Annotated in this window: 21 protein-coding genes and 1 rRNA gene; 1 reads left to right on the forward strand and 21 read right to left on the reverse strand. The window is 66.2% G+C overall.

What is annotated here, in order from left to right; genetic code table 11:
• Positions 1 to 30 precede the first annotated feature (30 nt).
• The 18 genes from lpxC to coq7 form a co-directional block, all read right to left on the reverse strand.
• Entirely contained in the window at positions 31 to 948 is a 918-nt protein-coding gene (lpxC, locus tag H0X91_RS29580) for a UDP-3-O-acyl-N-acetylglucosamine deacetylase (protein WP_006487145.1), read from the reverse strand.
• A gap of 240 nt (positions 949 to 1,188) precedes the next feature.
• The gene (locus H0X91_RS29585) at positions 1,189 to 1,695 is read right to left on the reverse strand and encodes a peroxiredoxin (RefSeq protein WP_059721678.1); all 507 of its coding nucleotides are present in this window, start codon (positions 1,693 to 1,695) and stop codon (positions 1,189 to 1,191) included.
• A 197-nt stretch (positions 1,696 to 1,892) separates the two neighbouring features.
• A complete protein-coding gene (ftsZ, locus tag H0X91_RS29590; RefSeq protein ID WP_006487140.1) occupies positions 1,893 to 3,089 on the reverse strand; it encodes a cell division protein FtsZ in 1,197 nt (398 codons plus the stop codon).
• A 112-nt stretch (positions 3,090 to 3,201) separates the two neighbouring features.
• The gene (gene ftsA / locus H0X91_RS29595) at positions 3,202 to 4,434 is read right to left on the reverse strand and encodes a cell division protein FtsA (protein WP_006487138.1); all 1,233 of its coding nucleotides are present in this window, start codon (positions 4,432 to 4,434) and stop codon (positions 3,202 to 3,204) included.
• 26 nt (positions 4,435 to 4,460) lie between these two features.
• The gene (locus H0X91_RS29600) at positions 4,461 to 5,213 is read right to left on the reverse strand and encodes a cell division protein FtsQ/DivIB (protein ID WP_006477014.1); all 753 of its coding nucleotides are present in this window, start codon (positions 5,211 to 5,213) and stop codon (positions 4,461 to 4,463) included.
• A 19-nt stretch (positions 5,214 to 5,232) separates the two neighbouring features.
• Positions 5,233 to 6,174, reverse strand: a complete 942-nt coding sequence (locus H0X91_RS29605) for a D-alanine--D-alanine ligase (RefSeq protein ID WP_006487105.1) — start codon at positions 6,172 to 6,174, stop codon at positions 5,233 to 5,235.
• Between the two features lies 1 nt (position 6,175).
• Complete coding sequence (murC, locus tag H0X91_RS29610; protein ID WP_034201051.1) at positions 6,176 to 7,573, reverse strand: UDP-N-acetylmuramate--L-alanine ligase; 1,398 nt, start codon at positions 7,571 to 7,573, stop codon at positions 6,176 to 6,178.
• Complete coding sequence (gene murG / locus H0X91_RS29615; protein WP_006487111.1) at positions 7,570 to 8,673, reverse strand: undecaprenyldiphospho-muramoylpentapeptide beta-N-acetylglucosaminyltransferase; 1,104 nt, start codon at positions 8,671 to 8,673, stop codon at positions 7,570 to 7,572. The genes murC and murG overlap by 4 nt, the downstream gene beginning before the upstream one ends.
• Positions 8,670 to 9,953: a putative lipid II flippase FtsW gene (gene ftsW, locus H0X91_RS29620; RefSeq protein ID WP_006487115.1), complete on the reverse strand. Its 1,284-nt coding sequence runs from the start codon at positions 9,951 to 9,953 to the stop codon at positions 8,670 to 8,672. The genes murG and ftsW overlap by 4 nt, the downstream gene beginning before the upstream one ends.
• The gene (murD, locus tag H0X91_RS29625; protein WP_034201052.1) at positions 9,950 to 11,461 is read right to left on the reverse strand and encodes a UDP-N-acetylmuramoyl-L-alanine--D-glutamate ligase; all 1,512 of its coding nucleotides are present in this window, start codon (positions 11,459 to 11,461) and stop codon (positions 9,950 to 9,952) included. Before murD ends, ftsW begins: the two co-directional genes overlap by 4 nt.
• A 28-nt stretch (positions 11,462 to 11,489) precedes the next feature.
• Positions 11,490 to 12,659 (reverse strand): phospho-N-acetylmuramoyl-pentapeptide-transferase, encoded by a 1,170-nt coding sequence (gene mraY / locus H0X91_RS29630; RefSeq protein WP_006477019.1) that lies wholly within the window; start codon positions 12,657 to 12,659, stop codon positions 11,490 to 11,492.
• Positions 12,660 to 12,675: 16 nt separating this feature from the next.
• On the reverse strand, positions 12,676 to 14,082 hold the full coding sequence (locus H0X91_RS29635) for a UDP-N-acetylmuramoyl-tripeptide--D-alanyl-D-alanine ligase (protein WP_059721681.1): 1,407 nt from the start codon (positions 14,080 to 14,082) through the stop codon (positions 12,676 to 12,678).
• The gene (locus H0X91_RS29640; RefSeq protein WP_062911032.1) at positions 14,079 to 15,617 is read right to left on the reverse strand and encodes a UDP-N-acetylmuramoyl-L-alanyl-D-glutamate--2,6-diaminopimelate ligase; all 1,539 of its coding nucleotides are present in this window, start codon (positions 15,615 to 15,617) and stop codon (positions 14,079 to 14,081) included. Before H0X91_RS29640 ends, H0X91_RS29635 begins: the two co-directional genes overlap by 4 nt.
• Positions 15,614 to 17,461 (reverse strand): peptidoglycan D,D-transpeptidase FtsI family protein, encoded by a 1,848-nt coding sequence (locus tag H0X91_RS29645; RefSeq protein ID WP_006487157.1) that lies wholly within the window; start codon positions 17,459 to 17,461, stop codon positions 15,614 to 15,616. Before H0X91_RS29645 ends, H0X91_RS29640 begins: the two co-directional genes overlap by 4 nt.
• Positions 17,458 to 17,799 carry a cell division protein FtsL gene (ftsL, locus tag H0X91_RS29650; protein ID WP_006487110.1) on the reverse strand — a complete coding sequence of 114 codons (342 nt, stop codon included), beginning with the start codon at positions 17,797 to 17,799 and terminating at the stop codon, positions 17,458 to 17,460. Before ftsL ends, H0X91_RS29645 begins: the two co-directional genes overlap by 4 nt.
• Complete coding sequence (rsmH, locus tag H0X91_RS29655) at positions 17,796 to 18,737, reverse strand: 16S rRNA (cytosine(1402)-N(4))-methyltransferase RsmH (protein ID WP_006496776.1); 942 nt, start codon at positions 18,735 to 18,737, stop codon at positions 17,796 to 17,798. Before rsmH ends, ftsL begins: the two co-directional genes overlap by 4 nt.
• A gap of 23 nt (positions 18,738 to 18,760) precedes the next feature.
• On the reverse strand, positions 18,761 to 19,189 hold the full coding sequence (mraZ, locus tag H0X91_RS29660; protein WP_006487094.1) for a division/cell wall cluster transcriptional repressor MraZ: 429 nt from the start codon (positions 19,187 to 19,189) through the stop codon (positions 18,761 to 18,763).
• Between the two features lie 386 nt (positions 19,190 to 19,575).
• Positions 19,576 to 20,202 (reverse strand): 2-polyprenyl-3-methyl-6-methoxy-1,4-benzoquinone monooxygenase, encoded by a 627-nt coding sequence (gene coq7, locus H0X91_RS29665; protein WP_006487096.1) that lies wholly within the window; start codon positions 20,200 to 20,202, stop codon positions 19,576 to 19,578.
• 276 nt (positions 20,203 to 20,478) lie between these two features.
• Here coq7 and H0X91_RS29670 point away from each other — a divergent pair, with 276 nt between their 5' ends.
• Positions 20,479 to 21,630, forward strand: coding sequence for a porin (locus H0X91_RS29670; RefSeq protein ID WP_006487141.1), 1,152 nt, complete (start codon positions 20,479 to 20,481; stop codon positions 21,628 to 21,630).
• A 257-nt stretch (positions 21,631 to 21,887) separates the two neighbouring features.
• Here the strand turns inward: H0X91_RS29670 and H0X91_RS29675 are convergent, their stop codons facing one another.
• The 3 genes from H0X91_RS29675 to rrf all read right to left on the reverse strand — a co-directional run bounded on the left by H0X91_RS29675 (position 21,888) and on the right by rrf (position 26,114).
• Positions 21,888 to 23,561, reverse strand: a complete 1,674-nt coding sequence (locus tag H0X91_RS29675) for a long-chain fatty acid--CoA ligase (RefSeq protein ID WP_006493337.1) — start codon at positions 23,559 to 23,561, stop codon at positions 21,888 to 21,890.
• 137 nt (positions 23,562 to 23,698) lie between these two features.
• Entirely contained in the window at positions 23,699 to 25,774 is a 2,076-nt protein-coding gene (locus tag H0X91_RS29680) for a molybdopterin-containing oxidoreductase family protein (RefSeq protein ID WP_012492976.1), read from the reverse strand.
• 227 nt (positions 25,775 to 26,001) lie between these two features.
• A 5S ribosomal RNA gene (rrf, locus tag H0X91_RS29685) occupies positions 26,002 to 26,114 on the reverse strand.
• Between the last annotated feature and the right edge of the window lie 10 nt (positions 26,115 to 26,124).

The following is a 26,124-nucleotide window of genomic DNA, read 5'->3' on the forward strand; positions in this document are numbered from 1 at the left end:
GCTTTTTTTATCGCTTGCGCTGAACGCCGGTCACGCGAAGGCCGTCTGCGCGTCGAACGCGAACCCCTTCGGTGCAGCCTGCGGATCGTCGAACGTCACAATCTCGTACGCGTCTTCGTGCGCGAGCAGTTCGCGCAGCAACGCGTTGTTCAGGCCGTGGCCCGACTTGTACGCGGTGTACGACGCCAGCAGCGGATGGCCGATCACGTACAGATCGCCGATCGCGTCGAGCATCTTGTGCTTCACGAACTCGTCGTCGTAGCGCAGCCCGTCGTTGTTCAGGATCCGGTACTCGTCGAGCACGATCGCGTTGTCCATGCTGCCGCCGCGCGCCAGGCCGATCTCGCGCAGCATCTCGGCTTCGTGCGCGAAACCGAACGTGCGCGCACGCGCGATCTCGCGCACGTACGACGTGGTCGCGAAATCGACCTCGAGTTCCTGGCCCGTCTTGTCGACGGCCGGGTGACGGAAGTCGATCGAGAACTTCAGCTTGAAGCCGAAATACGGATCGAGCCGCGCGAACTTGTCGCCGTCACGGATTTCGACCGGCTTCTTCACCTTGATGAAACGCTTCGGCGCGTTCTGTTCCTCGATGCCGGCGGACTGGATCAGGAACACGAACGTGGCGGCGCTGCCGTCCATGATCGGGATTTCCTCGGCCGTCACATCGACATACAGGTTGTCGATGCCGAGACCCGCACACGCGGACATCAGGTGCTCGACCGTCGACACGCGCACGCCATCCTTCTGCAACACCGACGCGAGCCGCGTGTCGCCGATCGACATCGCCGATGCGGGAATGTCGACCGGCGTGGGCAGGTCGACGCGTGAAAAGACGATGCCCGTGCCGGGCGCGGCGGGACGGAGCGTCAACTCGATCTTGCGGCCCGAGTGGACACCGATACCCACGGTCTTCACGATGGATTTGATGGTGCGCTGCTTCAACATGGTCTTCTTCGTCTTGATTGAAGATATCAATCAGGAGTTATATTCGATAGGCGGGATTATAGCGTAATTCCCTATTCAACGCTGTCTGAAACTGCGTATCAATCTGTTTCGACAGTTTACCCGTGCCGATACGGGACGGGCCGATGCCCGGAACGGAGGCGTTTCCGGTCATCAGCCCGTGTTACAACTGCCCTGAGGCCGGTGAGCAGCGTTGCCGGAAGGCAACGGCGCACCGCACGATCAGGACGTCAACGTCGCGAGAACACTCGCCGCATCGCTCACTTCGAATTTGCCCGGCGCCTCGACGGCCAGCGTCTTGACCACACCGCCGTCAATCACCATCGCGTAGCGCAGGGAACGAATTCCCATGCCACGCGCGGACAAATCCTGCGTCAGCCCCAGCGCATGAGTGAAAGCCGCGCTGCCGTCCGCCATCATGCGCACCTTGCCCGCGGTGTGCAGATCACGTCCCCATGCGCCCATCACGAATGCGTCGTTGACGGACACGCACCAGATCTCGTCGATCCCCGCCGCGCGCAATTGCTCGGCGTGTTCGACGTAGCCCGGCACATGCTGCGCCGAGCAGGTCGGCGTGAAAGCGCCCGGCAATCCGAAGATCACCACCCGCTTTCTCGCCACCTGGTCGCGCACGCTGCAGGCGTTCGGCCCCAGCGTACACCCTTCGCGCGCGTCGTCGATGAACTCGAACAATTGCGCGTCGGGCAGCGCGTCGCCCACTTGAATCATGGCTGGTCCCTCATAGCGATACGGTTTTTCAGCGTGTTGCGGACAGCCCGGCCCATCCCGCTTCGCTCGAGCGAAGAGGGCACCTTTCCCGGCCCGGCGTCGCATCCGACGCGGCCTGTCTGGGTCCGTAGCATCCGTCACGCCGGCGATACCGCGGCGATCTCAACGACTGCGCCGCGGCTTCGCCTGTGTTTGCGTCAGTCAGCCTGCTTGCGCAGGAAAGCCGGGATGTCGTACGTGTCGACACCCTTCTCCTGCAGCGCCTGCACGTGCGATGCCGCGGTTTCGCGCGAATTGCGCCACACCGCCGGCGTATCGAGCGCGCCGTAGTCGGCCGTGCTGACGTGCTGCGCCGGCGCGTAGCCGTGCGACACCGCGCTGACCGGCTGGTTGTCCGTACCCGTGCGCAGCAGCGTCATCGGTGCCGACTGCTGCTTCTTCGCCGCACGGCCCAGACCCGTCGCCACGACCGTCACGCGCAGTGCATCGCCCATCGCGTCGTCGTACACCGCACCGAAGATCACCGTCGCATCTTCCGCCGCGTAGCTCTTGATCGTGTTCATCACTTCGCGCGTTTCCGACAGACGCAGCGAACGGCTCGACGTGATGTTGACCAGCACGCCGCGCGCGCCCGACAGATCGACGCCTTCGAGCAGCGGGCTCGCCACGGCCTGTTCCGCCGCGAGGCGCGCGCGATCGACGCCGGCGACCGTCGCCGTGCCCATCATCGCCTTGCCCTGCTCGCCCATCACCGTCTTCACGTCTTCGAAGTCGACGTTCACGAGGCCGTCGACGTTGATGATTTCCGCGATGCCTGCCACCGCGTTGTTCAACACGTCGTCCGCGCACTGGAAGCACTTGTCCATCTCGGCGTCGTCGCCCATCACGTCGAACAGCTTGTCGTTCAGCACGACGATCAGCGAGTCGACGTGATCCTCCAGTTGCTGCGAGCCTGCTTCGGCGACGCGCATGCGCTTGCCGCCTTCGAACTCGAACGGCTTGCTGACGACACCGACCGTCAGAATGCCCATCTCCTTCGCGATCTGCGCGACCACCGGCGCCGCGCCCGTACCCGTGCCACCGCCCATGCCGGCCGTGATGAACACCATGTGCGCGCCGCGCAGTGCGTCGGCGATGCGCTCACGCGCTTCTTCCGCCGCCGCACGACCCATTTCCGGCTTCGCACCGGCGCCCAGACCCGTGTTGCCGAGCTGGATCACCGACGATGCGCGCGAACGCGACAGCGCCTGGGCGTCCGTGTTCATCACGATGAAGTCGACGCCCTGCACGCCGCGGTTGATCATGTGCTGGACGGCATTGCCGCCAGCGCCGCCAACGCCGACCACCTTGATGATGGTGCCGTTGGTCTCGGTTTCCAGCATTTCGAATTCCATTGTTGCCTCCGTCAAGAGAATGACTGCTACTCGGCCGTTATTCGGCAGGAGATCGGGCAACCCCCTGTCGCGCGCCAGCCGCCGGCACCAGCGCGAATTTCGATTCGGTTTGTCAGAAGTTGCTCAGGAACCATTCCTTCATCCGCGAGAACACCTGCCCCGCGTTGCCGGACTGCACGGCGACCTTGCGGCCGCGCATGCGCTGCGCACTGCCTTCGACGAGCAGCCCCATCGCCGTCGAGTAGCGCGGATTGCGCACGACGTCGGACAGGCCGCCTGCGTATTCCGGCGCGCCGATGCGCACCGGTTTCAGGAAAATGTCTTCACCGAGCTCGACCATGCCCGGCATCATCGACGCGCCGCCGGTAATGACCACGCCGGAGCTCAGGAGTTCTTCGTAACCCGACTCGCGCACGACCTGCTGCACGAGCGAGAACAGTTCCTCGACGCGCGGCTCGATCACCGCCGCGAGCGCCTGGCGCGACAGCGTGCGCGGGCCGCGTTCGCCGAGGCCCGGCACTTCGACCATTTCGTCCGGATCGGCGAGCGCCTGCTTCGCGATCCCGTAGCCGACCTTGATGTCTTCCGCGTCCGGCGTCGGCGTGCGCAGCGCCATCGCGATGTCGCTCGTGATCTGGTCGCCGGCGATCGGGATCACCGCCGTGTGGCGGATCGCGCCTTCGGCGAAGATCGCGATGTCGGTCGTGCCGCCGCCGATGTCGACCAGCACCACGCCGAGATCCTTCTCGTCTTCCGTCAGCACCGCCAGCGACGACGCGAGCGGCTGCAGGATCAGGTCGTTCACTTCCAGCCCGCAGCGGCGCACGCACTTGACGATGTTCTGCGCGGCGCTCACCGCGCCCGTCACGATGTGCACCTTCACTTCCAGCCGGATGCCGCTCATCCCGATCGGCTCGCGCACGTCTTCCTGGCCGTCGATGATGAATTCCTGCGTGAGGATGTGCAGCACCTGCTGGTCGGTCGGGATGTTGATCGCCTTCGCGGTCTCGATCACGCGCGCGACGTCCGTCTGCGTGACTTCCTTGTCCTTGATCGCGACCATCCCGCTCGAGTTGAAGCTGCGGATGTGGCTGCCCGCGATCCCCGTAAACACGTTGGTGATCTTGCAGTCGGCCATCAGCTCGGCTTCCTCGAGCGCGCGCTGGATCGACTGCACGGTGGCCTCGATGTTGACCACCACACCTTTCTTCAGACCCTTCGACTCGCTCTGGCCGAGACCGATCACCTCGTAGTGACCCTCGCCCTTCAGCTCGGCGACGATGGCCACCACCTTCGACGTGCCGATGTCGAGGGAAACCAGCAGATCCTTGTAGTCTTTGCTCATAAAGTGCTCTTGCGTGTGATCTCTCGTTACTTCTTGCGCTTGTCGGTATCGGTCAGGAACCGCATGCCTGCCGCGCGAATCGCGAATCCGTTCGGATAACGCAGGTCCGCGTACTCGATGTCGTTGCCCCAACGCTCCGTGACGGCCGGCCACGCGGCGACCAGGCGCTGGCTCCGGTCATGCAGCGTGTCGCTGTTGCGTTCCTTGCCCAGCTCCACCTGCATGCCGTTCGACAGCTTCACCGTCCACGCGTACCGCGCCGACAGCGTCACTTCTTCCGGCGCCGCCTTCAGCGGCGCAAACCATTTCCCGAAGTCGCGATACCGCGTGACGACTTCCTTCGCACTGCCTTCCGGGCCGTCGAACGCCGGCAGTTCCTGCTCCAGCTCGCCCTGGTTCGCGGTGAACAGCTCGCCGTCGACGCTCACCAGCTGATCGCTGCCCCAGGTCCCGAGCGGTTTGTACTCCTCGAGCGTGACAGCCAGCGCATTCGGCCACACCCGGCGCACGCTCGCGTGACGCACCCACGGCATCTGCTCGAACGCCGCGCGCGCCGTATCGAGATCGACCGTGAAGAAATTGCCCTTCAGCCGGCCGACCACGCCCGCGCGCACCGTCGGCGAGTTGATGTGCTCGGTATCGCCGTCGATCCGGATTTCCCGCAGCGCGAACGTCGGGCGCTGGATCAGCCAGTAGCAGCCGGCCGCCGCCAACACGAGCAGCAGCAGCGCGTACAGCGCGCTGGCGGCAAGGTTGAGTTGGCGAACGTTGTTCCACATACGTCGTTCCGTTCCTGCGTCAGTCGTTGAGCGTGAGCGACAGCACCTTCACGACCAGCTCCGAATAGCTGATGCCGACCGCGCGCGCGGCCTTCGGCGGCAGCGAGTGGTCGGTCATCCCGGGGGCCGTGTTCACTTCCAGGAAATACGCATTGCCGGCCGCGTCGAGCATGAAATCCGCGCGGCCCCAGTCGGTGCAGCCGAGCACGTCGAACGCGCGGCGCGCGATGCGCTTCAGTTCCGCTTCCTGTTGCGCCGGCAGGCCGCACGGGATCAGGTATTGCGTATCGTCGGCGACGTACTTCGCGTGGTAGTCGTAGAACTCGCCCGCCGGCACGATCTTGATCAGCGGCAGATCGAGATCGCCGGCGATGCACGCGGTGTATTCGCCGCCGCCTTCGATGCTCTTCTCGACGATCACGATCTTGTCGTGCGTCGCGGCTTCCTCGAGCGCGGCCGGCAGCGCGTCGGCCGTCTTCACCTTCAGCACCGCGACGCTCGAGCCCTCGCTCGCCGGCTTCACGAACAGCGGCAGGCCGAGCTTCGCGACGATGTCGGTCGCGCGCGCGGCCAGGTCGTCGCCGCGCATCACCGTCTCGAACGGCGGCGTCGGCACGCCCGTCTGCTGCCACACGAGTTTCGTGCGGAACTTGTCGAGGCCGAGCGCCGAGCCCAGCACGCCGCTGCCCGTGTAGCGAATTCCGTAGAAATCGAGCGCGCCCTGGATCTGGCCGTTCTCGCCGTAGCCACCGTGCAGCGCGTTGAACGCGCGCACGAAGCCTTCGTCCTTCAGCGCCGACAGCGGCCGCTCGGCCGGGTCGAACGGATGCGCGTCGACGCCCGCGTCACGCAGGCCCTGCAGCACGAGGCGGCCCGAGGTGAGCGACACCTCGCGCTCGGCGGATTCGCCGCCGAACAACACCGCCACCTTGCCGAAACGTTTCGGATCGATCCCGCTCATGTCATGCCTTCTGTTGAATGTGTTGCACGAGCTTCGCCGGCACGCCGCCGATCGAACCCGCCCCCATCGTGATCACCACGTCGCCGTTCCGGGCGACCTTCGCCAGTGCGTCCGGCACGTCGTCGACCGTCGCGACGAACACCGGGTCAACCTTGCCCGCCGCGCGCAGCGCGCGCGACAGCGCGTCGCCGCTGGCCGTCGGGATCGCCGCTTCGCCGGCCGCATAGACCTCCGTCAGCACCAGCGCATCGACCGTCGACAGCACGTTGACGAAATCGTCGAAGCAGTCGCGCGTGCGCGTATAGCGGTGCGGCTGGAACGCCAGCACGAGGCGGCGGCCCGGGAACGCGCCGCGCGCGGCCGCGATCGTCGCTGCCATCTCGACCGGGTGATGACCGTAGTCGTCGATCAGCGTGTACTGGCCGCCGTCCGCGCTCGCCACTTCGCCGTAACGCTGGAAGCGCCGGCCGACGCCGTTGAACTCCGCCAGCGCCAGCTGGATCGCGTCGTCCGACACGCCGAGATCGGTCGCGATCGCGATCGCCGCGAGCGCGTTCTGCACGTTGTGCAGGCCCGGCATGTTCAGCACCACCGCGAGCGGCGCGCGCCCTTCGCGGATCACCGTGAAATGCATCCGGCCGTCGCGCGCGTCGATGTCTTCCGCGCGCACCTGCGCGTCCGGCGACAGGCCGTAGCGCACGACCGGCTTCGAGATGAACGGGATGATCTGCCGCACGTTCGGATCGTCGACGCACACCACCGCGCTGCCGTAGAACGGCAGGCGCTGCGTGAATTCGATGAACGCCTGCTTGAGCCGCGCGAAATCGTGGCCGTAGGTGTCCATGTGGTCCGCGTCGATGTTCGTGATGACTTCGATCACCGGATACAGGTTCAGGAACGAGGCATCCGACTCGTCGGCTTCGGCGACGATGAAGTCGCCCGTGCCGAGCCGCGCGTTCGCGCCGGCGCTGATCAGCCGGCCGCCGATCACGAAGGTCGGGTCCAGCCCGCCCGCCGCGAGCACGCTCGCGACGAGGCTCGTCGTCGTGGTCTTGCCGTGCGTGCCGGCGATCGCGATCCCCTGCTTCAGGCGCATCAGCTCCGCCAGCATCACCGCGCGCTGCACGATCGGCACGCGCTTCGCGCGCGCGGCCAGCACTTCCGGGTTGTCGGAGCGCACGGCCGTCGATACGACGACCGCGTTCGCGCCCTCGATGTTCGCCGCGTCGTGACCGATCGCGATCCGCGCGCCCAGCGCCTCGAGCCGGTCGGTCACCGCATTGCGCGACAGGTCCGAGCCGCTGACCGCGTAGCCGAGGTTGACCAGCACTTCGGCGATGCCGCTCATCCCCGCGCCGCCGATCCCGACGAAATGAATGTGTTTGACGATGTGTTTCATTGCAGTTGTTCCAGGTTCGCGCCGGCCGCCTTCGCGCAGACGCGCGCGACTTCGTCGGTGGCCTCGGGCTTCGCGAGCGAGCGCGAACGTTCCGCCATGTCCGCGAGCGAGGCCCGCGACTGGCCGCGCAGCCAGTCGGCGAGCAGTTCCGCCGACAGGTCGCGTTGTTGCACCAGCACGGCCGCGCCCGCATCGGCGAGAAACGCGGCGTTGGTCGTCTGGTGATCGTCGACCGCATGCGGGAACGGCACGAACAGCGCCGCCACGCCCACCGCCGCGATCTCCGAGACCGTCATCGCGCCCGACCGGCAGATCACCAGATCCGCCGCCGCATACGCGGCCGCCATGTCGTCGATGAACGGCACGAGCCGCACGTCCTCGCCGGCCGCGAAACCGGCCGCTTCGTAATTCGCCTTCAGTGCCTCGATGTGCTTCACGCCGGCCTGGTGCACGACGCGCGGACGCTCGCCCGGCGCCAGCAGCGCCAGCGCGCGCGGCACGACTTCGTTCAGCGCGGCCGCCCCGAGGCTGCCGCCGACGACCAGCACGTTCAACGGGCCGCCGCGCGACGCATAGCGTGCCTGGGGCGGTTCCGTGTGCGCGAGTTCCGCGCGAATCGGGTTACCGGTCCATTCCGCGTGCGGCAGCGCGCCGGGGAACGCGACGAGCACGCGCTTCGCGAGTTTCGCGAGCACCTTGTTCGTGAGGCCCGCGATCGAATTCTGTTCATGCAGCACGAGCGGACGCCCCGACAGCGCGGTCATCACGCCCGCCGGAAACGTGATGTAGCCGCCCATCCCGAGCACGACGTCGGGCCGCACGCGGCGCAGCGCGCCGAGGCTCTGCCAGCATGCGCGCAGCAGGTTGACCGGCAGCGTCAGCTTGGTCTTCAGGCCCTTGCCGCGCAGCCCGCCGAACCGCACGTACTCCATCGGAATACCGTGCTTCGGCACGAGCGTCGCTTCCATCCCGGCCGGATTGCCAAGCCATACGACGCGCCAGCCCGCCGCTTCCATCCGGTGCGCGACCGCGAGCCCCGGGAACACGTGGCCCCCGGTGCCGCCTGCCATCACCATCAGCGTGCGTTGCGACGCGGTCATACCTTCCCTCCGCGCATCAGCACCCGGTTCTCGTAGTCGACCCGCAGCAACACCGCGAGCGCGACGCAGTTCAGCAGGATGCCGGAGCCGCCGTAGCTCACGAGCGGCAGCGTCAGGCCCTTGGTCGGCAGCAAGCCGAGATTCACACCCATGTTGATGAACGTCTGCGCGCCGAACCAGATGCCGATGCCCTTCGCCATCAGGCCCGCGAACGTGCGATCGAGCGCGAGCGCCTGGCGGCCGATCTCGAACGCGCGGCGCACGATCCAGTAGAACAGCAGGATCACGACCAGCACGCCGACGAAGCCGAGCTCCTCGCCGATCACCGCGAGGATGAAGTCGGTATGCGCTTCCGGCAGGTAATTCAGCTTCTCGACGCTGCCGCCGAGGCCGACGCCGAACCACTCGCCGCGGCCGAACGCGATCAGCGAGTGCGTGAGCTGGTAGGCCTTGCCCTGCGCATAGCGCTCGTCCCACGGATCGAGATACGCGAAGATCCGCTCGCGACGCCACGGCGACAGCCACACGAGCATCGTGAACGTGCCGACCGCCGTCGCGACGAGGCCGCCGAACAGCTTGCCGTTCACGCCGCCGAGGAACAGCACGCCCATCGCGATCGCGGCGACCACCATGAACGCGCCCATGTCGGGCTCGAGCAGCAGCAGCGCGCCGACCAGGCCGACCGCGAACGCCATCGGCAGGAAGCCCTTCGCGAAGCTCTGCATGTATTCCTGCTTGCGCACCGTGTAGTTCGCCGCGTAGATCGTCACCGCGAGCTTCATGATTTCCGACGGCTGCATGTTGGTGATGCCGAGCGGAATCCAGCGGCGCGCACCGTTCACGCCCTTGCCGACGTGCGGGATCAGCACGATCACGAGGCCGACCAGTGCGATCAGGAAAAGATGCGGCGCGTACTTGTCCCAGGTCGACACCGGCACGCGGAACGCGAGCACCGCCGCGATGAACGCGACGGTGAGCGACACGCAGTGGCGCATCAGGAACGCGTAGTCGTGATACGACGCGTATTTCGGCGAATCGGGCATCGCGATCGACGCCGAATACACCATCACGACGCCGAGCCCCAGCAGCGCGATCGCGACCCACAACAGCGAATAGTCGAAATCGAGCATCCGCGAACGGCTCGGGCGCACGCCGTTGACGACGCTCGCGAGGCCGCCCGTCGCGGCGCGCGTGGCCGACGCGACGCGGCCGCCCGCGGCATTGCCGCCGGTGTCGCGCCGGTCGTTGAAACGGGAGACGAGGCGATCGGACCAGCTCATGGCGTCGCTCCTTTGTCGATGGCGATTTCGTCGACCGCCGCGCGGAACACTTCCGCGCGATGGGCGTAGTTCCTGAACATGTCGAGGCTCGCGCATGCAGGCGACAACAGCACCGCATCGCCCGGCTCGGCCAGGTCGGCCGCCGCGTGCACCGCGCCTTCGAGCGTCGCGTGGTCCACGAGCGGCACGCCGGTTTCGGCGAGCGTGTCGCGGATCGCCGGCGCGTCGCGGCCGATCAGCATCACCGCCCGGCACCAGCGCGCGACCGGCGCGACCAGCGGCGCGAAATCCTGCCCCTTGCCGTCGCCGCCCGCGATCAGCACGATCTTCTGCGCGAGCCCGTCGAGCGCGGCCACCGTCGCGCCGACGTTCGTGCCCTTGCTGTCGTCGACGTAGTCCACGTCGTCGATCGTCGCGATCACTTCGACGCGATGCGCTTCGCCGCGGTATTCGCGCAGTGCGTGCAGCAGCGGCGCTGCCGGCAGGTCGATCGCGCGTGCGAGCGCGAACGCGGCCAGCGCGTTCGCCGCGTTGTGCAACCCGCGGATGCGCAGCGCGTCGGCCGGCATCAGGCGCTTTTGCGCGATGTCCGGCGTATGCGCGGCGTCGCGCTTGCGCCGGCGGGTCGTCGTCGCTTCATCCGGCGCGTCGCGATCGACGGCTTCCACCAGCCACGCGATGCCGTTGTCGCGCGACAGGCCGTAGTCGCCGTCCTGCGTCGGTTCGTTCAGACCGAACGTGACCGTGCGCGGCGCGTCGGCCGCGCCGGCGGCGGGCGCGAACTTCATCACGGCCGCGTCGTCGCGGTTCAGCACGCGCGTCGTCGTCGCGCCGAAGATCCGGCCCTTCGCCTGCGCGTACGCGTCGAAGCTGCCGTGCCAGTCGAGGTGGTCCTGCGTGATGTTGAGGATCGCGGCCGCATCGGGCGCGAACGTGCGTGCCGTCTCGAGCTGGAAGCTCGACAGTTCGAGCACCCATACGTCGGGCAGCGCGGTGTCGTCGATCGCGCTCGCGAGCCGGTCGAGCATCGCCGGGCTGATGTTGCCCGCGACGGCGACCTTCTTGCCCGAGCGCTGGCACAGCAGGCCCGTGAGGCTCGTCGTCGTGGTCTTGCCGTTGGTGCCGGTAATCGCGAGCACCTTCGGCTGGTAGCCGCTCGTGCCGAGCGCGCGCAGCGCCTGCGCGAAGAATTCCAGCTCGCCCCATACCGCGACACCGCGCTCGTGCGCGGCAGCGAGCAGCGCGGCGAGCGCCGGTTCGAGCGGCGACAGGCCGGGGCTCAGCCCGACGATCTCGACACCGCCGTCGAGCAGCGCGGGCGTGAACGCCCCGCCGACGAATTCCGCATCGATGCCTTCGGCCTGCAGCGCGGCAAGGTGCGGCGGCGCCTCGCGGGTATCGGCAATACGCAGCCGGCACCCGTGCCTCGCGCACCATCGCGCGATCGCGAGACCCGATTCCCCGAGCCCCAGTACGAGCACCATCGGCCGTTGCCGATCTCCAAACATCTCGCCAGACATCCTTGTTACCTTTCCTTTACCGCAGCTTGAGGGTGGTCAGACCGAACAGGCACAGCATCAGCGTGATGATCCAGAAACGCACGACCACCTGCGTTTCCTTCCAGCCGGACAATTCGAAATGGTGATGCAGCGGCGCCATCTTCAGCAGGCGCCGCCCTTCGCCGTAACGCTTCTTCGTGTACTTGAACCACGACACCTGCAGCATCACGGACAGCGTTTCCGCGACGAAGATGCCGCCCATGATGAACAGCACGATTTCCTGGCGCACGATCACCGCGACCGTGCCGAGCGCGCCGCCGAGCGCGAGTGCGCCGACGTCGCCCATGAATACCTGCGCGGGGTGCGTGTTGTACCAGAGGAACGCGAGCCCCGCCCCGCCCATCGCGGAACAGAAGATCAGCAGTTCGCCCGCGCCCGGGATGTGCGGGAACAGCAGGTATTTTGAATAGACCGCGCTGCCCATCACGTACGCGAACACACCGAGCGACGCGCCCACGAGCACGACCGGCATGATCACGAGGCCGTCGAGCCCGTCGGTCAGGTTCACCGCGTTGCTCGCGCCGACGATCACGAAGTAGGTCAGCACGATGAAGCCCCACACGCCGAGCGGATAGCTGATCGACTTCAGGAACGGCAGCATCAGGTCGGCGCGCGCCGGCAGCCCCATCGACAGGCCGCTCCGTACCCACGCCATGAACAGGTCGAACACGCGCACGTTGTTCGCCTCGGACACGCTGAACGCGAGATAGACGGCCGCGAACAGCCCGATCACCGATTGCCAGAAATACTTCTCGCGCGACGACATCCCGCGCGGATCCTTGTGGACGACCTTGCGGTAATCGTCGACCCAGCCGATCACGCCGAAACCGAACGTCACGAGCATCACGATCCAGATGAAACGGTTCGTCAGGTCGCCCCACAGCAGCGTCGCGACCGCGATGCCGATCAGGATCAGCACGCCGCCCATCGTCGGCGTGCCGGACTTGACGAGGTGGGTCTGCGGGCCGTCCTTGCGCACGGCCTGCCCGACCTTCATTTGCGTCAGCTTGCGGATCACCCACGGTCCGCACACGAGCCCGATCCCCAGCGCGGTGATGGTGGCCATCACCGCACGGAACGTGAGGTACGTGAACAAGCGCAAAAAGCTTGCGTCTCCTTGCAGCCATTGCGCCAGCGCCAGCAGCATGCTTCCTTCCTTCTACTCAGTGTGCGGCGGGCACGGTGCCCGCCGCGGGTTGGTTCGTCAGCGCGTCGACCACGCGCTCCATCTTCATGTACCGCGAGCCCTTCACGAGCACCGTCGCCTGCGCGCCGTAACCGGCCGCGAGCAGCGCCGACACGAGCGCGCCGACGTCGTCGAAATGGCGCGCGGTGTCGCCGTAGGCCGTGCACGCGTCGCGCGACGCGTCGCCGAGCGCGAACAGCGCGTCGATCCCGCGTTCGCGCGCGTACGCGCCGATCTCGCGATGGAATGCCGGCCCTTCGTCGCCGACTTCGCCCATGTCGCCGATCACCAGCACACGCGGCGCCGGATGCGCGGCGAGCACGTCGATCGCCGCACGCATCGAATCGGGGTTCGCGTTGTACGTATCGTCGACGACCGTCGCGCCCGCGAGGCTGCCGACGCTCGCGGGCTTCACCTGCAGCCGGCCCTTGACCGGTTCGAACGCTTCGAGACCCTGCCGGATCGCCGACAGCGCGACGCCGGCGCCGAGCGCCGCGGCCGTCGCGGCCAGCGCGTTACGCGCGTTGTGCTCGCCGAGCGCACGCAGCCGCACCGTGACGGCGCCGGCCGGCGTGTCGATCGCGAGTTCGCCGCCGTGCATGCGACCGACGATCTGTGCGTCGTTCTGCCGTTCGGCGTCGTGCAGCGCGAAATCGAGGATCCGGTTGCCGGTTGCCGCGACGCGCCAGATGCCCGCGTACGCGTCGTCGGCCGGGAACACCGCGACGCCGTCCGGCGGCAGCGCGTGGATCACGGCCGCGTGTTCGAGCGCAACGGCTTCGACCGTCGCCATGAATTCCTGGTGCTCGCGCTGCGCGTTGTTGACGAGCGCGACCGTCGGCGCGGTGAGGCGCGCGAGGACTTCGGTTTCGCCCGGATGGTTCATGCCGATCTCGACCACCGCGAGACGATGCGCGGCCGACAGGCGCAGCAGCGTCAGCGGCAGGCCGACATCGTTGTTCAGGTTGCCGGCCGTCGCGAGCCGCGCGTCGGCACCGACCGCCGCCGCGAAGATCGACGCGATCATTTCCTTGACGGTCGTCTTGCCGTTGCTGCCCGTCACCGCGACGACCGGCAGCGGGAATCGCATCCGCCAGCCGTGCGCGAGCGCGCCGAGCGCGGCACGCGTTTCGCCGCCAGCGATCATCGGCATCGCGACGCCCGCCGGCGCGTGCGCGACGAGCGCCGCAGCGGCCCCGCGCGCGGCGACGTCGCCGAGAAAGTCGTGCGCGTCGAAGCGCTCGCCCTTCAGCGCGACGAACAGGTCGCCCGGGCCGACCGTGCGGCTATCGGTCGACACGCGGTCGAACGTGACGCCCGCGTCGCCGTGGACGGTGGCGCCGGGAATCAGGCGGGCGGCTTCGCCGAGACTGAGCATCGTCATTCGGCGCCTCCCTTGCCGTGCGTGGCGCGCGCTGCAAGCGCGAGCCGCGCGTGATCCTGGTCGGAGAAGGTGCGCTTCTTGCCCATGATTTCCTGCGTAGCCTCGTGGCCCTTGCCGGCCAGCACGACGACGTCCTCGCGTGCTGCGCCGCGCACCGCCTGCAGGATCGCGCTCGCGCGATCCTCGATACGGCGTGCGCGCTCGGGCGCGGTCATGCCCGCGATGACCTGGTCGATGATGTACTGCGGATCTTCGCTGCGCGGGTTGTCGCTCGTGACGACGACTTCGTCGGCGAGCCGCTCCGCGATCGCGCCCATCAGCGGGCGCTTCGTCGCATCGCGATCGCCGCCGCAGCCGAACATGCAAACGAGCCGGCCGCCGCGCGCCGCGGCGATCGGGCGCAGCGCGTCGAGCGTCTTGTCGAGCGCGTCGGGCGTGTGTGCGTAATCGATCACGACGAGCGGTTCGTCGTTCTGCAACCGGCCGCCGAGCCGCTGCATCCGACCGTTGACCGACTCGAGCCGCTCGATCTCGGCGAGGGCCGCGTCGAACGGCACGTCGGCCGCGAGCAGCGAGCCGAGCACGGCGAGCAGATTGCTGACGTTGAACGTGCCGAGCGTGCCGACCTCGACGCCCGCGTCGCCCCACGACGAACGCAGGCGGAAGGCGGTACCCGTCGCGGTGGCGCGCACGTCGAGCGCGACCAGTTCGCGATCGGCGTCGGGCGCCGGTGCGTCGCCGATCCCGTACGCGATCGTGCGCACGCGGCCGGCCAGCTTCTCGAGCAGGCGGCGGCCAGCCGCATCGTCGCGGTTGATCACCGCCGCGCGCAGACCGCGCCACGCGAACAGCTTCGCCTTCGCGGCCTCGTACGCGTCGAACGTGCCGTGATAGTCGAGGTGATCCTGCGTGAGGTTCGTAAACACCGCGATGTCGAACGCCGTCCCGTTCACGCGACCCTGGTGCAGCGCATGCGACGACACTTCCATCGCCACGGCCTGCGCGCCCGCCGCACGCAATTGCGCGAGGCTGCGCTGCAGTTGCGGCGCGTCGGGCGTCGTGAAGCCGGTCGGCACGAGCTGGCCGGGCATCCCGGTGCCGAGCGTGCCGATCACCGCGCACGGCTGATGCAGCGCCGTCAGCGCGGTGGCGATCCACTGCGTGCACGACGTCTTGCCGTTCGTGCCCGTGACACCGACCGCGAGCAGGCTGTCGCTCGGATCGCCGTACCAGCCGCTGGCGATCTCGCCCGCGAGCTGGTCGAGCGCCGGCACCGCGAGGGCGACGGGGACGGCCGGCGCATCGGTCAGCCCGTCCGGCTGATACAGCACGGCGGCCGCACCGCGCGCGACGGCGTCGGCCATGAAAGCGCGGTTATCCGCCCCGTCGACCGCATACGCGACGAACACGTCGCCAGCCTGGAGGCTGCGCGTGTCGGCATGCAGTTGCGCCGCGGGGGCCACATGCTGACGCAGCCACGCGAGCGCGGCTGCGATCTGCTGATGCGCCGGATGGGAACTGCGGGCGGCGCTCATCGAACTACTCCTGGTGAATTACGCGTCGTGCTGGACACGATCATATGCTTTGCGCCGCTACCCGCGGCCAGCTTTTGCGGGCCCTTGGCGGCAGGCGATTCCGGCGAATCGTCGGACACGACGAGCTGCTTGATCGGCATGTTCGGCGGCACGTTCAGCGCACGCATCGTGTCGCCGGCGATCGCGGAGAATACGGGGCCGGACACCTGGCCGCCGAAGTGGCTGCCGGCCGTCGGCTCGTCCACCGACACCGCGATCACGACGCGCGGATTCGGCATCGGCGCCATTCCGACGAACGACGCGCGGTACTTGCGCGTATAGCCGTGACCTTCGTGCTTGTACGCGGTACCGCTCTTGCCGCCGACGCGATAGCCCGGCACGGCCGCATCCGGCGACGTGCCGCCCGGCGCGACCACCGTCTCGAGCATCGCGCGCACTTCCCGCGCGGTGGTGGGGTTGAACACCTGCGTGCCGGCGATCGGCTGATTGGGGTCGGTCTTGAAAATGGTCACGGGCATCAGCTCGCCGTCGTGCGCGATCGCCGTGTACGCCCGGGCGAGCTGGAACAGCGACACCGACAGGCCGTAGCCGTACGACATCGTCGCCTGCTCGATGCGGCGCCAGCTCTTCCACGGACGCAGGCGGCCGGCCACCGCGCCGGGGAACCCGACCTTCGGCGCCTGGCCGAGGCCGATGCTCGTATACATATTCCACATTTCCTCGGGCCGCATCGTCATCGCGATCTTCGTCGCGCCGATGTTGCTCGACTTCTGGATCACGCCGCCGACCGTCAGCGTACCGAAACCCGCGTCGTCGGTGATCGGCGCGCCGTCGAGCACGAAATGCCCGTTGCCCGTCTCGACGAGCGTGTTCGGCGTCACGCGATGCAGGTCGAGCGCGAGTGATACCGTAAACGGCTTCATGATCGAGCCCGGCTCGAACACGTCGGTCATGATCCGGTTGCGCAACTGCTCGCCGGTCATGCGCGAGCGGTCGTTCGGGTTGTACGTCGGGTAGTTGACGAGCGCGAGCACTTCGCCGGTACGCACGTCGACGACCATCGCCGCGCCGGCCTTCGCCTTGAACTTCTCGACGGCGGCCTTCAGGTTCGCGTACGCGATGTACTGGATCTTGCTGTCGATCGACAGGTCGACGTCGGTGCCGTTGTGCGGCGGAATCTGCTCGGCGACATCCTCGATGATGTGCCCCATCCGGTCCTTGATCACGCGGCGCATGCCGGATGTGCCGGACAGCATCTTCTGGTCACCCAGTTCGACGCCTTCCTGCCCTTCGTCCTCGACGTTCGTGAAGCCGATCAGGTGAGCGGTGATCTCGCCTTCCGGGTAGAAGCGCTTGTATTCGTTGCGCTGATAGATGCCGGGGATGTCGAGCGCGGCGACCTTGTCGGCGACGTCGATCGGCACCTGGCGCTTCACGTAGACGAAACCCTTGTCTTCCGACAGCTTCACGCGCAGTTCCTTCGACGTCATGCCGAGGAGCTTGCCGAGCTGGTTGATCTTGTCGGCGTCGAGGTCGTCCGGCACCGCATCGGGAATCGCCCAGATCGCGCGCACGGGCAGGCTCGTCGCGAGCACGAGCCCGTTACGATCGAGGATCTTGCCGCGCGTCGCGGGCAGTTCGATCGTGCGCTGGTAGCGGCTTTCGCCCTGCTTCTGATAGAACGCGTTGCCGGGACCCTGGATCCAGAACGCCCGGGCGGCCAGCGCGACGAACGCCATGAACAGCATGAACACGACGAGCTTCGAGCGCCACATCGGCAGATGCACGCCCAGCACGGGGCTCGACGAGAACTTCACGTTCTGGCGCTTCTGGGACGGCTTCATCGCGCGCCCCCCTTGCCCTTGCCGGCCGTGTCGGCCGACGCCGGGATCGGCGCGTCGATCGCCTTCGCGGCGCCCGGCGGCAGCGTCAGGTATTGCGTGCGGCCGGTCGAGATCGGCTGCATTTTCAGCGAATCGTTCGCGAGCTGCTCGATGCGCGACGTCTTCGACAGCGCGCTCTGCTGATATTGGAGCTGCGCATAGTCCTGCTGGAGCTGGCGCTCCTGCGACTGCGCGCGCTGCAACTGAATGAAGATCTGGCGTTGCTGGTTCGTCGAGTTGACGACCGACAGCGCGCAACCCATCACGATGATCAGCAGGAAGATATTGAGGCGGCTCATGGCGTGACGCGCTCCGCAATGCGCATCACGGCCGAGCGGGCGCGCGGATTCGCGGCGACTTCCGCTTCGCTCGGAAACTGGCGGCTGATGATCTTGAGCGGCGGGCTCGGGAGGTCGACGGCGCGGATCGGCAGGCGACGATCGACCGCAGGCGCACTCGCGTGCGCCTGCATGAATCGTTTGACGATCCGGTCCTCGAGTGAATGAAAGCTGATGACCACCAGCCGCCCCCCTTGCTCCAGCAACGACAATGCCGCGTCTAGTACGACTTGCAGGTCCGCAAGCTCTTGATTGACGTGAATCCGTATAGCCTGAAAGGTGCGGGTTGCCGGATCCTTGCCCTTCTCACGGGTTTTGACGACGTGACCCACGATTTGGGCAAGCTCGCCCGTGGTGTCGAGAGGCCCAAGACGGTCGGACTCTGCCCGGCGAGCAACAAGCGCCTTTGCAATCTGAAAAGCAAACCGTTCTTCCCCATAATCCCGTATCACCTCCGTCAATTCCTGCACCGAAGCCCGCGCGAGCCATTCGGCCGCCGACTCGCCACGCGTCGGATCCATTCGCATGTCCAGCGGACCATCGGCGCGGAAACTGAAGCCGCGCGCCGGATCGTCCACCTGCGGCGAGGACACGCCCAGGTCCAGCAACACCCCCGACACCTTCTCGACGCCGCGCGCAGCAAGCGCGTCGCGCATCGAAGCAAAGCTGTCATGCACGATCGAGAAGCGCGCATCCTCGATGCCCTGCGCCGTCTCGATCGCCCTCGGATCCTTGTCGAACGCGATCAGCCGCGCGGCCGGCGCCAGCCGCGCGAGCACCGCGCGGCTATGGCCGCCGCGCCCGAACGTGCCGTCGACGTACACGCCGTCCGGCCGCGTCACGAGCGACTCGACCGCCTCATCCAACAGCACCGTCCGATGCCGCAATTCATTTCCCATCGCGGGCGTCTCCGTCACCGCAATCAGAACGTGAAATTCTTCAGCGCGTCGGGCATGCCCTGCGCCATCGCTGCCTGCTCCTTCGCGTTGTAGGTCTGCGAATCCCACAGCTCGAAGTGACTACCCATTCCCAACAACATGACTTCCTTTTCCAGTCCGGCTGCCATGCGCAGCTCGGGCGATACGAGAATCCGGCCCGCGCTGTCGAGATCGACGTCCATCGCATTGCCGAGAAAAATTCGCCGCCACCAGTGCGCGTCCATCGGCAACGCGGCGATCTTGGCGCGGAACACTTCCCATTCGGGGCGCGGAAACAGCAACAGGCAGCCGTCCGGGTGCTTGGTCACAGTCACCCGTCCTTCTGCCTGTCCTTGCAGCGCTTCGCGATAGCGAGCCGGCACCGACATCCGCCCTTTCGCATCGAGCGTCAGCGCCGACGCCCCTTGGAACACTTTCCGCTCTCCCGTTCAGGGCACCGAAGCACCCGCTCAATGCTGAGAATTTAGCCGGAATAGCCTGCTAAATCACACAAAAATACACTTTCTCACACTGTCTCCCACTTTAGAGGAAGGGTGTGGCACGGTCAAGGGAGCGGCCCGCTTTTTTGACGAATTTTGTTAGTTAGAACAAGGACTTACGCGCACATGCTCATGCGACCCCTCATTCCAAAAACCGTTATAAATGAATGAGCTAGTGCAACTTGTGAAGGTGATACGTGAGAAAGACGGCCCAGACGGGCGTGCGGACGGGGCTTTCGGGGGCGGGAAAACGAGGAGTGAGCGGGCGGTATCGGGGGCGGTGAACCGGGGCGGCGTCCCACGCCACCCCGGCGCCAATCTCAGAGATAGTACGCAGTGCTCGTCATGACTTTCGACGCGGCGCGCATCAGCATCCGCGCGGGCAGCGGCAGCTCGATGCCGCCGGCGTCGGTCGCGGCCTTGCCGTGCTTCACCTCGTCGATCCGCATCTGGTCGACGATCGCGCGCGACGCGGTGTCGGTCGCCGGCAGCTCGGACATGTGGCCTTCGAGATGGCTCTCGACCTGCCGCTCCGTCTCGGCCATGAAGCCGAGGCTGACCTTGTCGCCGAGCGCGCCAGCCGCCACGCCGATCGCGAGCGCGCCGGCATACCACAGCGGGTTGAGCAGGCTCGGGCGCGAGTCGAGCTCCTTCAGGCGGTGCGCGGTCCACGCGAGGTGATCCTCCTCCTCGCGCGCGGCCTCCTCGAACATCGCCTTCGCCGACGCCGTGCGCGCGGTGAGCTTCTGCGCCTGGTAGAGCGCCTGCGCGCAGACCTCGCCGACGTGATTCACGCGCATCAGGCCGGCCGCGTGCGTGCGCTCGGCGGGCGTCAGCTCGGCGTCCGGCGCATCGGCCGGCGCGGGCACCGGCCGGCTCATCCGGCTAATGCCGGTCAGCGATCGCAGGCCGCGATCGAATTCGCTGATCAGTTCATCCAACACCATCCTGTTCTCCTGGCTGCAGGTGCCGCTGCACGCGGCAAGGGCACGAGTCCGCTGCGTAACCGACTTGATTATTCAGCGGAAATTGCGGTTAACCCGTGATTTTAACCATTGTTGCATAAAGGAAACATGGCGGCGTTGAGCTGCAGCATTTCGCTTTGTGGCAAAAATCGGCTTTGCTACATTACGTGCGACTTCTTGCGAAGTTGATGGGGCCCGTCAACAGAACATAACTATCCGCCCCGCCAAAAAAATTCAGTGATTCTTGGAGATCCGTTAATGAAAAAGTCGCTTCTCGCCCTCGTCGCGCTGGGCGCGTTCGCTGGCGCTGCCCATGCGCAAAGCAGCGTGACGCTTTACGGCATCATCGATGAAGGCCTGCTCTTCAACAACAACGCAGGCGGCAAGCACCTGTACAGCATGGCCAGCGGCGTGATGCAAGGCAGCCGCTTCGGTCTGCGCGGCACCGAAGACCTCGGTGGCGGCCTGAAGGCGATCTTCACTCTCGAAAACGGTTTCGACGTGAACAGCGGCAAGCTCGGTCAGGGCGGCCTGATGTTCGGCCGTCAGGCTTACGTCGGCCTGTCGAGCCAGTACGGTACGGTCACGCTGGGTCGTCAGTACGACTCCGTCGTCGACTTCGTCGGCCCGCTCGAGGCAGGCGACCAGTGGGGCGGCTACATCGCCGCTCACCCGGGCGACCTCGACAACTTCAACAACGCGTATCGCGTGAACAACGCGGTCAAGTTCACGAGCCAGAGCTACGGCGGCTTCACGTTCGGCGGCCTGTACAGCTTCGGCGGCCAGGCAGGTCAGTTCGCGAAGAACCAGGTCTGGTCGCTCGGCGCAGGCTACAACAACGGCCCGCTGGTCCTCGGCGTCGGTTACTTGAACGCACGCACGCCGAACCAGTTTGGCGGCATGTTCAACAACGGTTCGACGTCGTCGTCGGTCTCGTCGCCGATCTACGGCGCGTACGCGAACAACGCGAACACGTACCAGGTCATCGGCGCAGGCGGCGCGTACACGTTCGGCGCAGCGACGATCGGCGCGACGTACTCGAACACGAAGTTCAAGGGCTTCTCGGCAGGCCCGTTCGTGAACCAGACCGCGACGTTCAACAACGGCGAAATCAACTTCAAGTACCAGTTGACCCCGGCGTTGATCCTCGGCGCGGCGTACGACTACACGCAAGGCAGCAAGATCGACGGCAACTCGGCAGCCAAGTACCACCAGGGCTCGCTGGGCGTCGACTACTTCCTGTCGAAGCGCACCGACGTCTACGCGATCGGCGTGTACCAGCACGCATCGGGCAACGTGCTCGATTCGAACGGCAACGTCCTGAAGGCAACGGCAGCGATCAACGGTCTCGCAGGTTCGAGCACCAGCAACCAGGTCGCAGCACGCGTCGGCATCCGTCACAAGTTCTAATCAGCTTGTCTGACAAGCCGCAGCATCTTGAAGGCGCCTTCGGGCGCCTTTTTCTTTTTCGGGCGGCGGGTCAGCGGGTCGGTGGGTCGACATGCAAACGTGCGTCGCAGCGTGCCGACGCCAGCCGTCAGGTCGAAATGCAAGAACTGCCGCCGGCTCCCGCACGAAACACGTGCCCCCGGCCGATCCACCCGCAGCCGCAAACAAAAAGCCCGGCATGGGCCGGGCTTTTTCGTTCAACCGTCTCGTTGCGTGCGTTACGCGCGTCCGTCACGCAGTTCGCGCCGCAGGATCTTGCCGACGTTCGTCTTCGGCAGCTCCGTGCGGAACTCGACCAGCTTCGGCCGCTTGTACCCGGTGAGCCGCTCCTTGCAGTAGGCGAGGATGTCCTTGTCGGTCAGCGCCGGATCCTTTTTCACGATGAACAGCTTCACGGCTTCGCCGGAATGCTCGTCCGGCACGCCGACCGCCGCGACCTCGAACACGCCCGGATGCGACGCCACCACGTCCTCGACTTCGTTCGGATACACGTTGAAGCCAGACACGAGAATCATGTCCTTCTTGCGATCGACGATCTTCACGTAGCCGCGCGCATCCATCACGCCGACGTCGCCCGTCTTGAAGAAGCCGTCCGCGAACATGACCTTCGCGGTCTCGTCCGGCCGGTTCCAGTAGCCGGCCATCACCTGCGGCCCGCGGATGCAGATCTCGCCGGGCTCGCCGAGCGCGACGTCGTTGCCTGCATCGTCGCGGATCGCGACTTCGGTCGACGGCAGCGGCAGGCCGATCGTCCCGCTGTATTCGGTCGCCGTCACGGGGTTGCAGGTTGCCACCGGCGACGTTTCGGACAGCCCGTATCCTTCGATGATCGCGGTCCCGGTCTTTTCATACCAGCGCCTCGCGACGCCCTCCTGGATCGCCATGCCGCCGCCGTTGGCGATCACGAGCTTCGACAGGTCGAGCTGACCGAATTCCGGATGGTTCAGCAGCGCGTTGTACAGCGTGTTGACCGCAGGAATCGTCGAGATCCGGTAACCCTTCAACTCCTTGATCATGCCGGCGATGTCGCGCGGATTCGGGATCAGGATGCCCATGCCGCCCGTGCGCATCGTCAGGAAACCGCAGACGGTCAGCGCGAACACGTGATACAGCGGCAGCGCGACAACCGTCACGAACTGTTCCACCTCCGGATACTTCTCGTGAGCCGGGTGGTGCCACGCGCCGGCCTGCAGCACGTTCGACACGATGTTCCGGTGCAGCAGCGTCGCCCCCTTCGCGACGCCGGTCGTACCGCCCGTGTACTGCAGGAACGCGACGTCGTCGGGACCGATCTTCTGCGGCTTGAACGCCTGTCGCGCGCCCTCCGACAGCGCGGCCTTGAAGCGCGTGAACGACGGCAGCTGCCACGCGGGCACCATCTTCTTCACGTTGCGCACGACGTAATTGACGAGCCATCCCTTGATGCCCAGCAGGTCGCCCATCGATGCGACGACCACGTGCTTGACGGCCGTATTGGCGATGACGGCCTGCAGTGTCGACGCGAAATTCTCCAGGATGACGATCGCCTCCGCACCGCTGTCCTTCAGCTGATGCTCGAGCTCGCGCGGCGTATAGAGCGGGTTGACGTTGACGACGGTGTAGCCGGCGCGCAGCACCGCGGCGATCGTCACCGGGTACTGCAGCACGTTCGGCATCATGATCGCGACGCGCGCCCCGCGCGCCAGGCCGCGGGATTGCAGCCACGCGCCGAACTGGCGCGACAGCTTGTCCAGTTCGCCATACGTGATGCCCTTGCCCATGCAGACGAACGCAGTACGGTCGCGATACTGCCGGAAGCTCTCGTCGAGCAGGTCCGGGACGGACGGATAAGCAGAGGAGTCAATTTCGGCTGGAACGCCGGGTGGGTACGATTTCAGCCAAATTTTGTCCATGCCGCGCGTCTCCTCACAGATTTTCGAATGGTCGTGCTAAAACGCATCGTAACGGCTCCCCCGCCCCGAGACAACAGGGTTAGATGTCCACTTCGAACTTCCATATCAATTTCGTCTGATCATACGGCGATATTCGATCAAATGCGCTCAACTTCCACAAGACAATCGTAAAACGTCGCCGAATTGCCCAGATCGGTCAGTGCCTGGCTCGTCACTTCGTTCGCGTTCCTGCCGTCCGGCGACAACTTCTTCCACCAGATCGACAATCCGACGACCAGCCCGGCGCGCGCCCGATCGGTAATACGCGCAAGCGCCTGCATCGAGCCGCGATCGTTGAAGATACGGACGACGTCGCCCTCCGCGATGCCGCGCGCGCTGGCGTCGGACGGGTGCATGTCGAGGTGCGGCTCGCCTTCCGTCGAACGCAGGCTGTCGACGTTCACGAACGTGCTGTTCAGGAAGTGACGGGCCGGCGGCGAAATCATCGCCAGCGGATAGCGTGCGGCGAGTTCGGGCGCGGCTTCGACTGATTCGAACGGCGGCAGATAGTCGGGAACGGGGTCCATGCCCATCTGCTCGAGCCGCGGGCTGTAGAACTCGCACTTTCCCGATGGCGTGCGGAAACCGCCATTCGCGAACGGCGCCTCCGGCAGTTTGAGTTTCAGCCAGCCGGCCTGCTTCAGCGTGTCCCAGTCGCTGTCGAGCACCGGATCGTCCCAGCGAAGCGCCGCGCGCGCGACCGCTTCGTCGCTGTGATAGAGCGCGGGCTCGTCGAGTCCCATGCTGCGCGCGATCCCGCGAAAGATCTCCGTGTTCGGCCGCGCGTCTCCCACCGGCGGAATCACCGGCAGATTCGCCATCACATAGGTATGGCCGTACGACTTATGGATATCCAGATGTTCGAGCTGCGTGGTTGCCGGCAATACAATGTCGGCGAAATCGACCGTATCTGTCTTGAAGTGCTCGAGAACGACCGTGAACAGATCGTCGCGCGCGAAGCCCGCGGCGACCTTCGACGAATCGGGCGCGACCGCCACCGGATTCGAGTTGTACACGATCAGCGCTTCCACTTTCGGCCCGAACGTCGCATCGCCCGGATGCAGCAGCGCGTCGCCGATCGCGTTCATGTTGATGATGCGCGGCAACTTGTTCGGCCAACCCGGCATCAGGTCCGGACGTAGCAGCGCGGCCTGGTTGACCGGCGCGGACTCCGACGACGAGAGCAGCAAGCCGCCCGCCCGATCGCGCCACGCCCCCGTCAACGCCGGCAGGCTGGCAATCGCGCGCACGGCATTGCCACCGCCGCGAACGCGTTGCATGCCGTAGTTGAGGCGGATCGATGCCTTGCGGGTGGCGCCGTAGCGACGGGCAAGATCGACCAGCTCCGACGCGTCGATGCCGCAGATCTGCGCGACACGTTCCGGCGGATAGGTCAGGGCGCGCGCCTTCAGTTCGTCGAAGCCGAGCGTATGGTCGGCGATGTAGTCGTGATCGAGCAGGTTTTCGGTAATCAGCACATGCATCATGCCGAGCGCAAACGCGCCATCGGTACCGGGCTTCAGGGCGATGTGCTGATGGCACTTCTCCGCGGTCAGCGAACGATACGGGTCGATCGCGACAAGACGCGCACCACGGCGCTTCGCTTCCTGCGCGCGGGTCCAGAAGTGCAGACTCGATGCGATCGGATTCGCGCCCCATATCAGAATCAGTTCGCTTTCCTCGAAGTGCTCGAGGTGCATGCCGACACTGCCGCCATACGTGTATCGCAGCCCCGCGGCACCGGCCGCCGCGCAGATCGCACGCTCGAGCCGCGACGCACCGAGCTTGTGAAAGAAGCGCTGAGCAATGCCCTCGCCTTGTACGAGTCCCATCGTTCCCGCATAGCTGTACGGCACGATCGCTTCCGGCGCGCGCGCGGCGATCTCACCGAGGCGACGCCCGATCTCGTCGAACGCCTCGTCCCAACTGATCGGCACGAAGCGCCCTTCCCCTTTTTCGCCGATACGCCTGAGCGGGACAGTGAGGCGATCGGGATGATGAACGCGATCCGCGTATCGGCTGACTTTCGTACACAAGACGCCCTGTGTCGGCGGATGGTCGGGATCGCCCGTGACCTTGATTGCCTTGCCGTTCTCGACGGTCACGCGCATTGCACACGTGTCCGGACAATCATGCGGGCAAACGGCCCGGGCTACCTGGGTGACGGCGTTCATCGTTTTGAATGCTGAGATGGGGGTACGCAAATTTTACGTGGACCACGCCGAATAACGCGTTCATTTCACAGCGTTTTTGGACGATCTGATGGAAGACTGGGTGGAAGTGGCAGGTTTCGGCGGGCGGGAGGCCGTGGACGTAGCCTTGGCACCGTTGCGCCGCACGCTTTTTTGGCGCACCAATGCAAAAACCCCCGCCTTTCGGGCGGGGGTTTCTGGCTTAGGGAGCCTGACGATTACCTACTTTCACACGGGAATCCGCACTATCATCGGCGTAGAGTCGTTTCACGGTCCTGTTCGGGATGGGAAGGGGTGGGACCGACTCGCTATGGTCATCAGGCAAAGGGGGT

The organism is Burkholderia sp. 9777_1386 (assembly GCF_015712265.1).
Taxonomy (GTDB): Bacteria; Pseudomonadota; Gammaproteobacteria; order Burkholderiales; family Burkholderiaceae; genus Burkholderia; species Burkholderia cenocepacia.

Coding starts and splice junctions, on each gene's coding strand:
- murD (WP_034201052.1), bottom strand. CDS start 11,461: ATGTTTGGAGATCGGCAACGGCCGATGGTGCTCGTACTGGGGCTCGGG.
- H0X91_RS29605 (WP_006487105.1), bottom strand. CDS start 6,174: ATGAGCGGGATCGATCCGAAACGTTTCGGCAAGGTGGCGGTGTTGTTC.
- lpxC (WP_006487145.1), bottom strand. CDS start 948: ATGTTGAAGCAGCGCACCATCAAATCCATCGTGAAGACCGTGGGTATC.
- ftsA (WP_006487138.1), bottom strand. CDS start 4,434: ATGAGCAAAGACTACAAGGATCTGCTGGTTTCCCTCGACATCGGCACG.
- H0X91_RS29640 (WP_062911032.1), bottom strand. CDS start 15,617: ATGAGCGCCGCCCGCAGTTCCCATCCGGCGCATCAGCAGATCGCAGCC.
- H0X91_RS29645 (WP_006487157.1), bottom strand. CDS start 17,461: ATGAAGCCGTCCCAGAAGCGCCAGAACGTGAAGTTCTCGTCGAGCCCC.
- H0X91_RS29585 (WP_059721678.1), bottom strand. CDS start 1,695: ATGATTCAAGTGGGCGACGCGCTGCCCGACGCGCAATTGTTCGAGTTC.
- H0X91_RS29635 (WP_059721681.1), bottom strand. CDS start 14,082: ATGACGATGCTCAGTCTCGGCGAAGCCGCCCGCCTGATTCCCGGCGCC.
- murC (WP_034201051.1), bottom strand. CDS start 7,573: ATGAAACACATCGTCAAACACATTCATTTCGTCGGGATCGGCGGCGCG.
- H0X91_RS29675 (WP_006493337.1), bottom strand. CDS start 23,561: ATGGACAAAATTTGGCTGAAATCGTACCCACCCGGCGTTCCAGCCGAA.
- rsmH (WP_006496776.1), bottom strand. CDS start 18,737: ATGGGAAATGAATTGCGGCATCGGACGGTGCTGTTGGATGAGGCGGTC.
- H0X91_RS29600 (WP_006477014.1), bottom strand. CDS start 5,213: ATGTGGAACAACGTTCGCCAACTCAACCTTGCCGCCAGCGCGCTGTAC.
- coq7 (WP_006487096.1), bottom strand. CDS start 20,202: ATGGTGTTGGATGAACTGATCAGCGAATTCGATCGCGGCCTGCGATCG.
- H0X91_RS29670 (WP_006487141.1), top strand. CDS start 20,479: ATGAAAAAGTCGCTTCTCGCCCTCGTCGCGCTGGGCGCGTTCGCTGGC.
- murG (WP_006487111.1), bottom strand. CDS start 8,673: ATGACCGCGTCGCAACGCACGCTGATGGTGATGGCAGGCGGCACCGGG.
- H0X91_RS29680 (WP_012492976.1), bottom strand. CDS start 25,774: ATGAACGCCGTCACCCAGGTAGCCCGGGCCGTTTGCCCGCATGATTGT.
- ftsZ (WP_006487140.1), bottom strand. CDS start 3,089: ATGGAATTCGAAATGCTGGAAACCGAGACCAACGGCACCATCATCAAG.
- ftsL (WP_006487110.1), bottom strand. CDS start 17,799: ATGAGCCGCCTCAATATCTTCCTGCTGATCATCGTGATGGGTTGCGCG.
- mraY (WP_006477019.1), bottom strand. CDS start 12,659: ATGCTGCTGGCGCTGGCGCAATGGCTGCAAGGAGACGCAAGCTTTTTG.
- ftsW (WP_006487115.1), bottom strand. CDS start 9,953: ATGAGCTGGTCCGATCGCCTCGTCTCCCGTTTCAACGACCGGCGCGAC.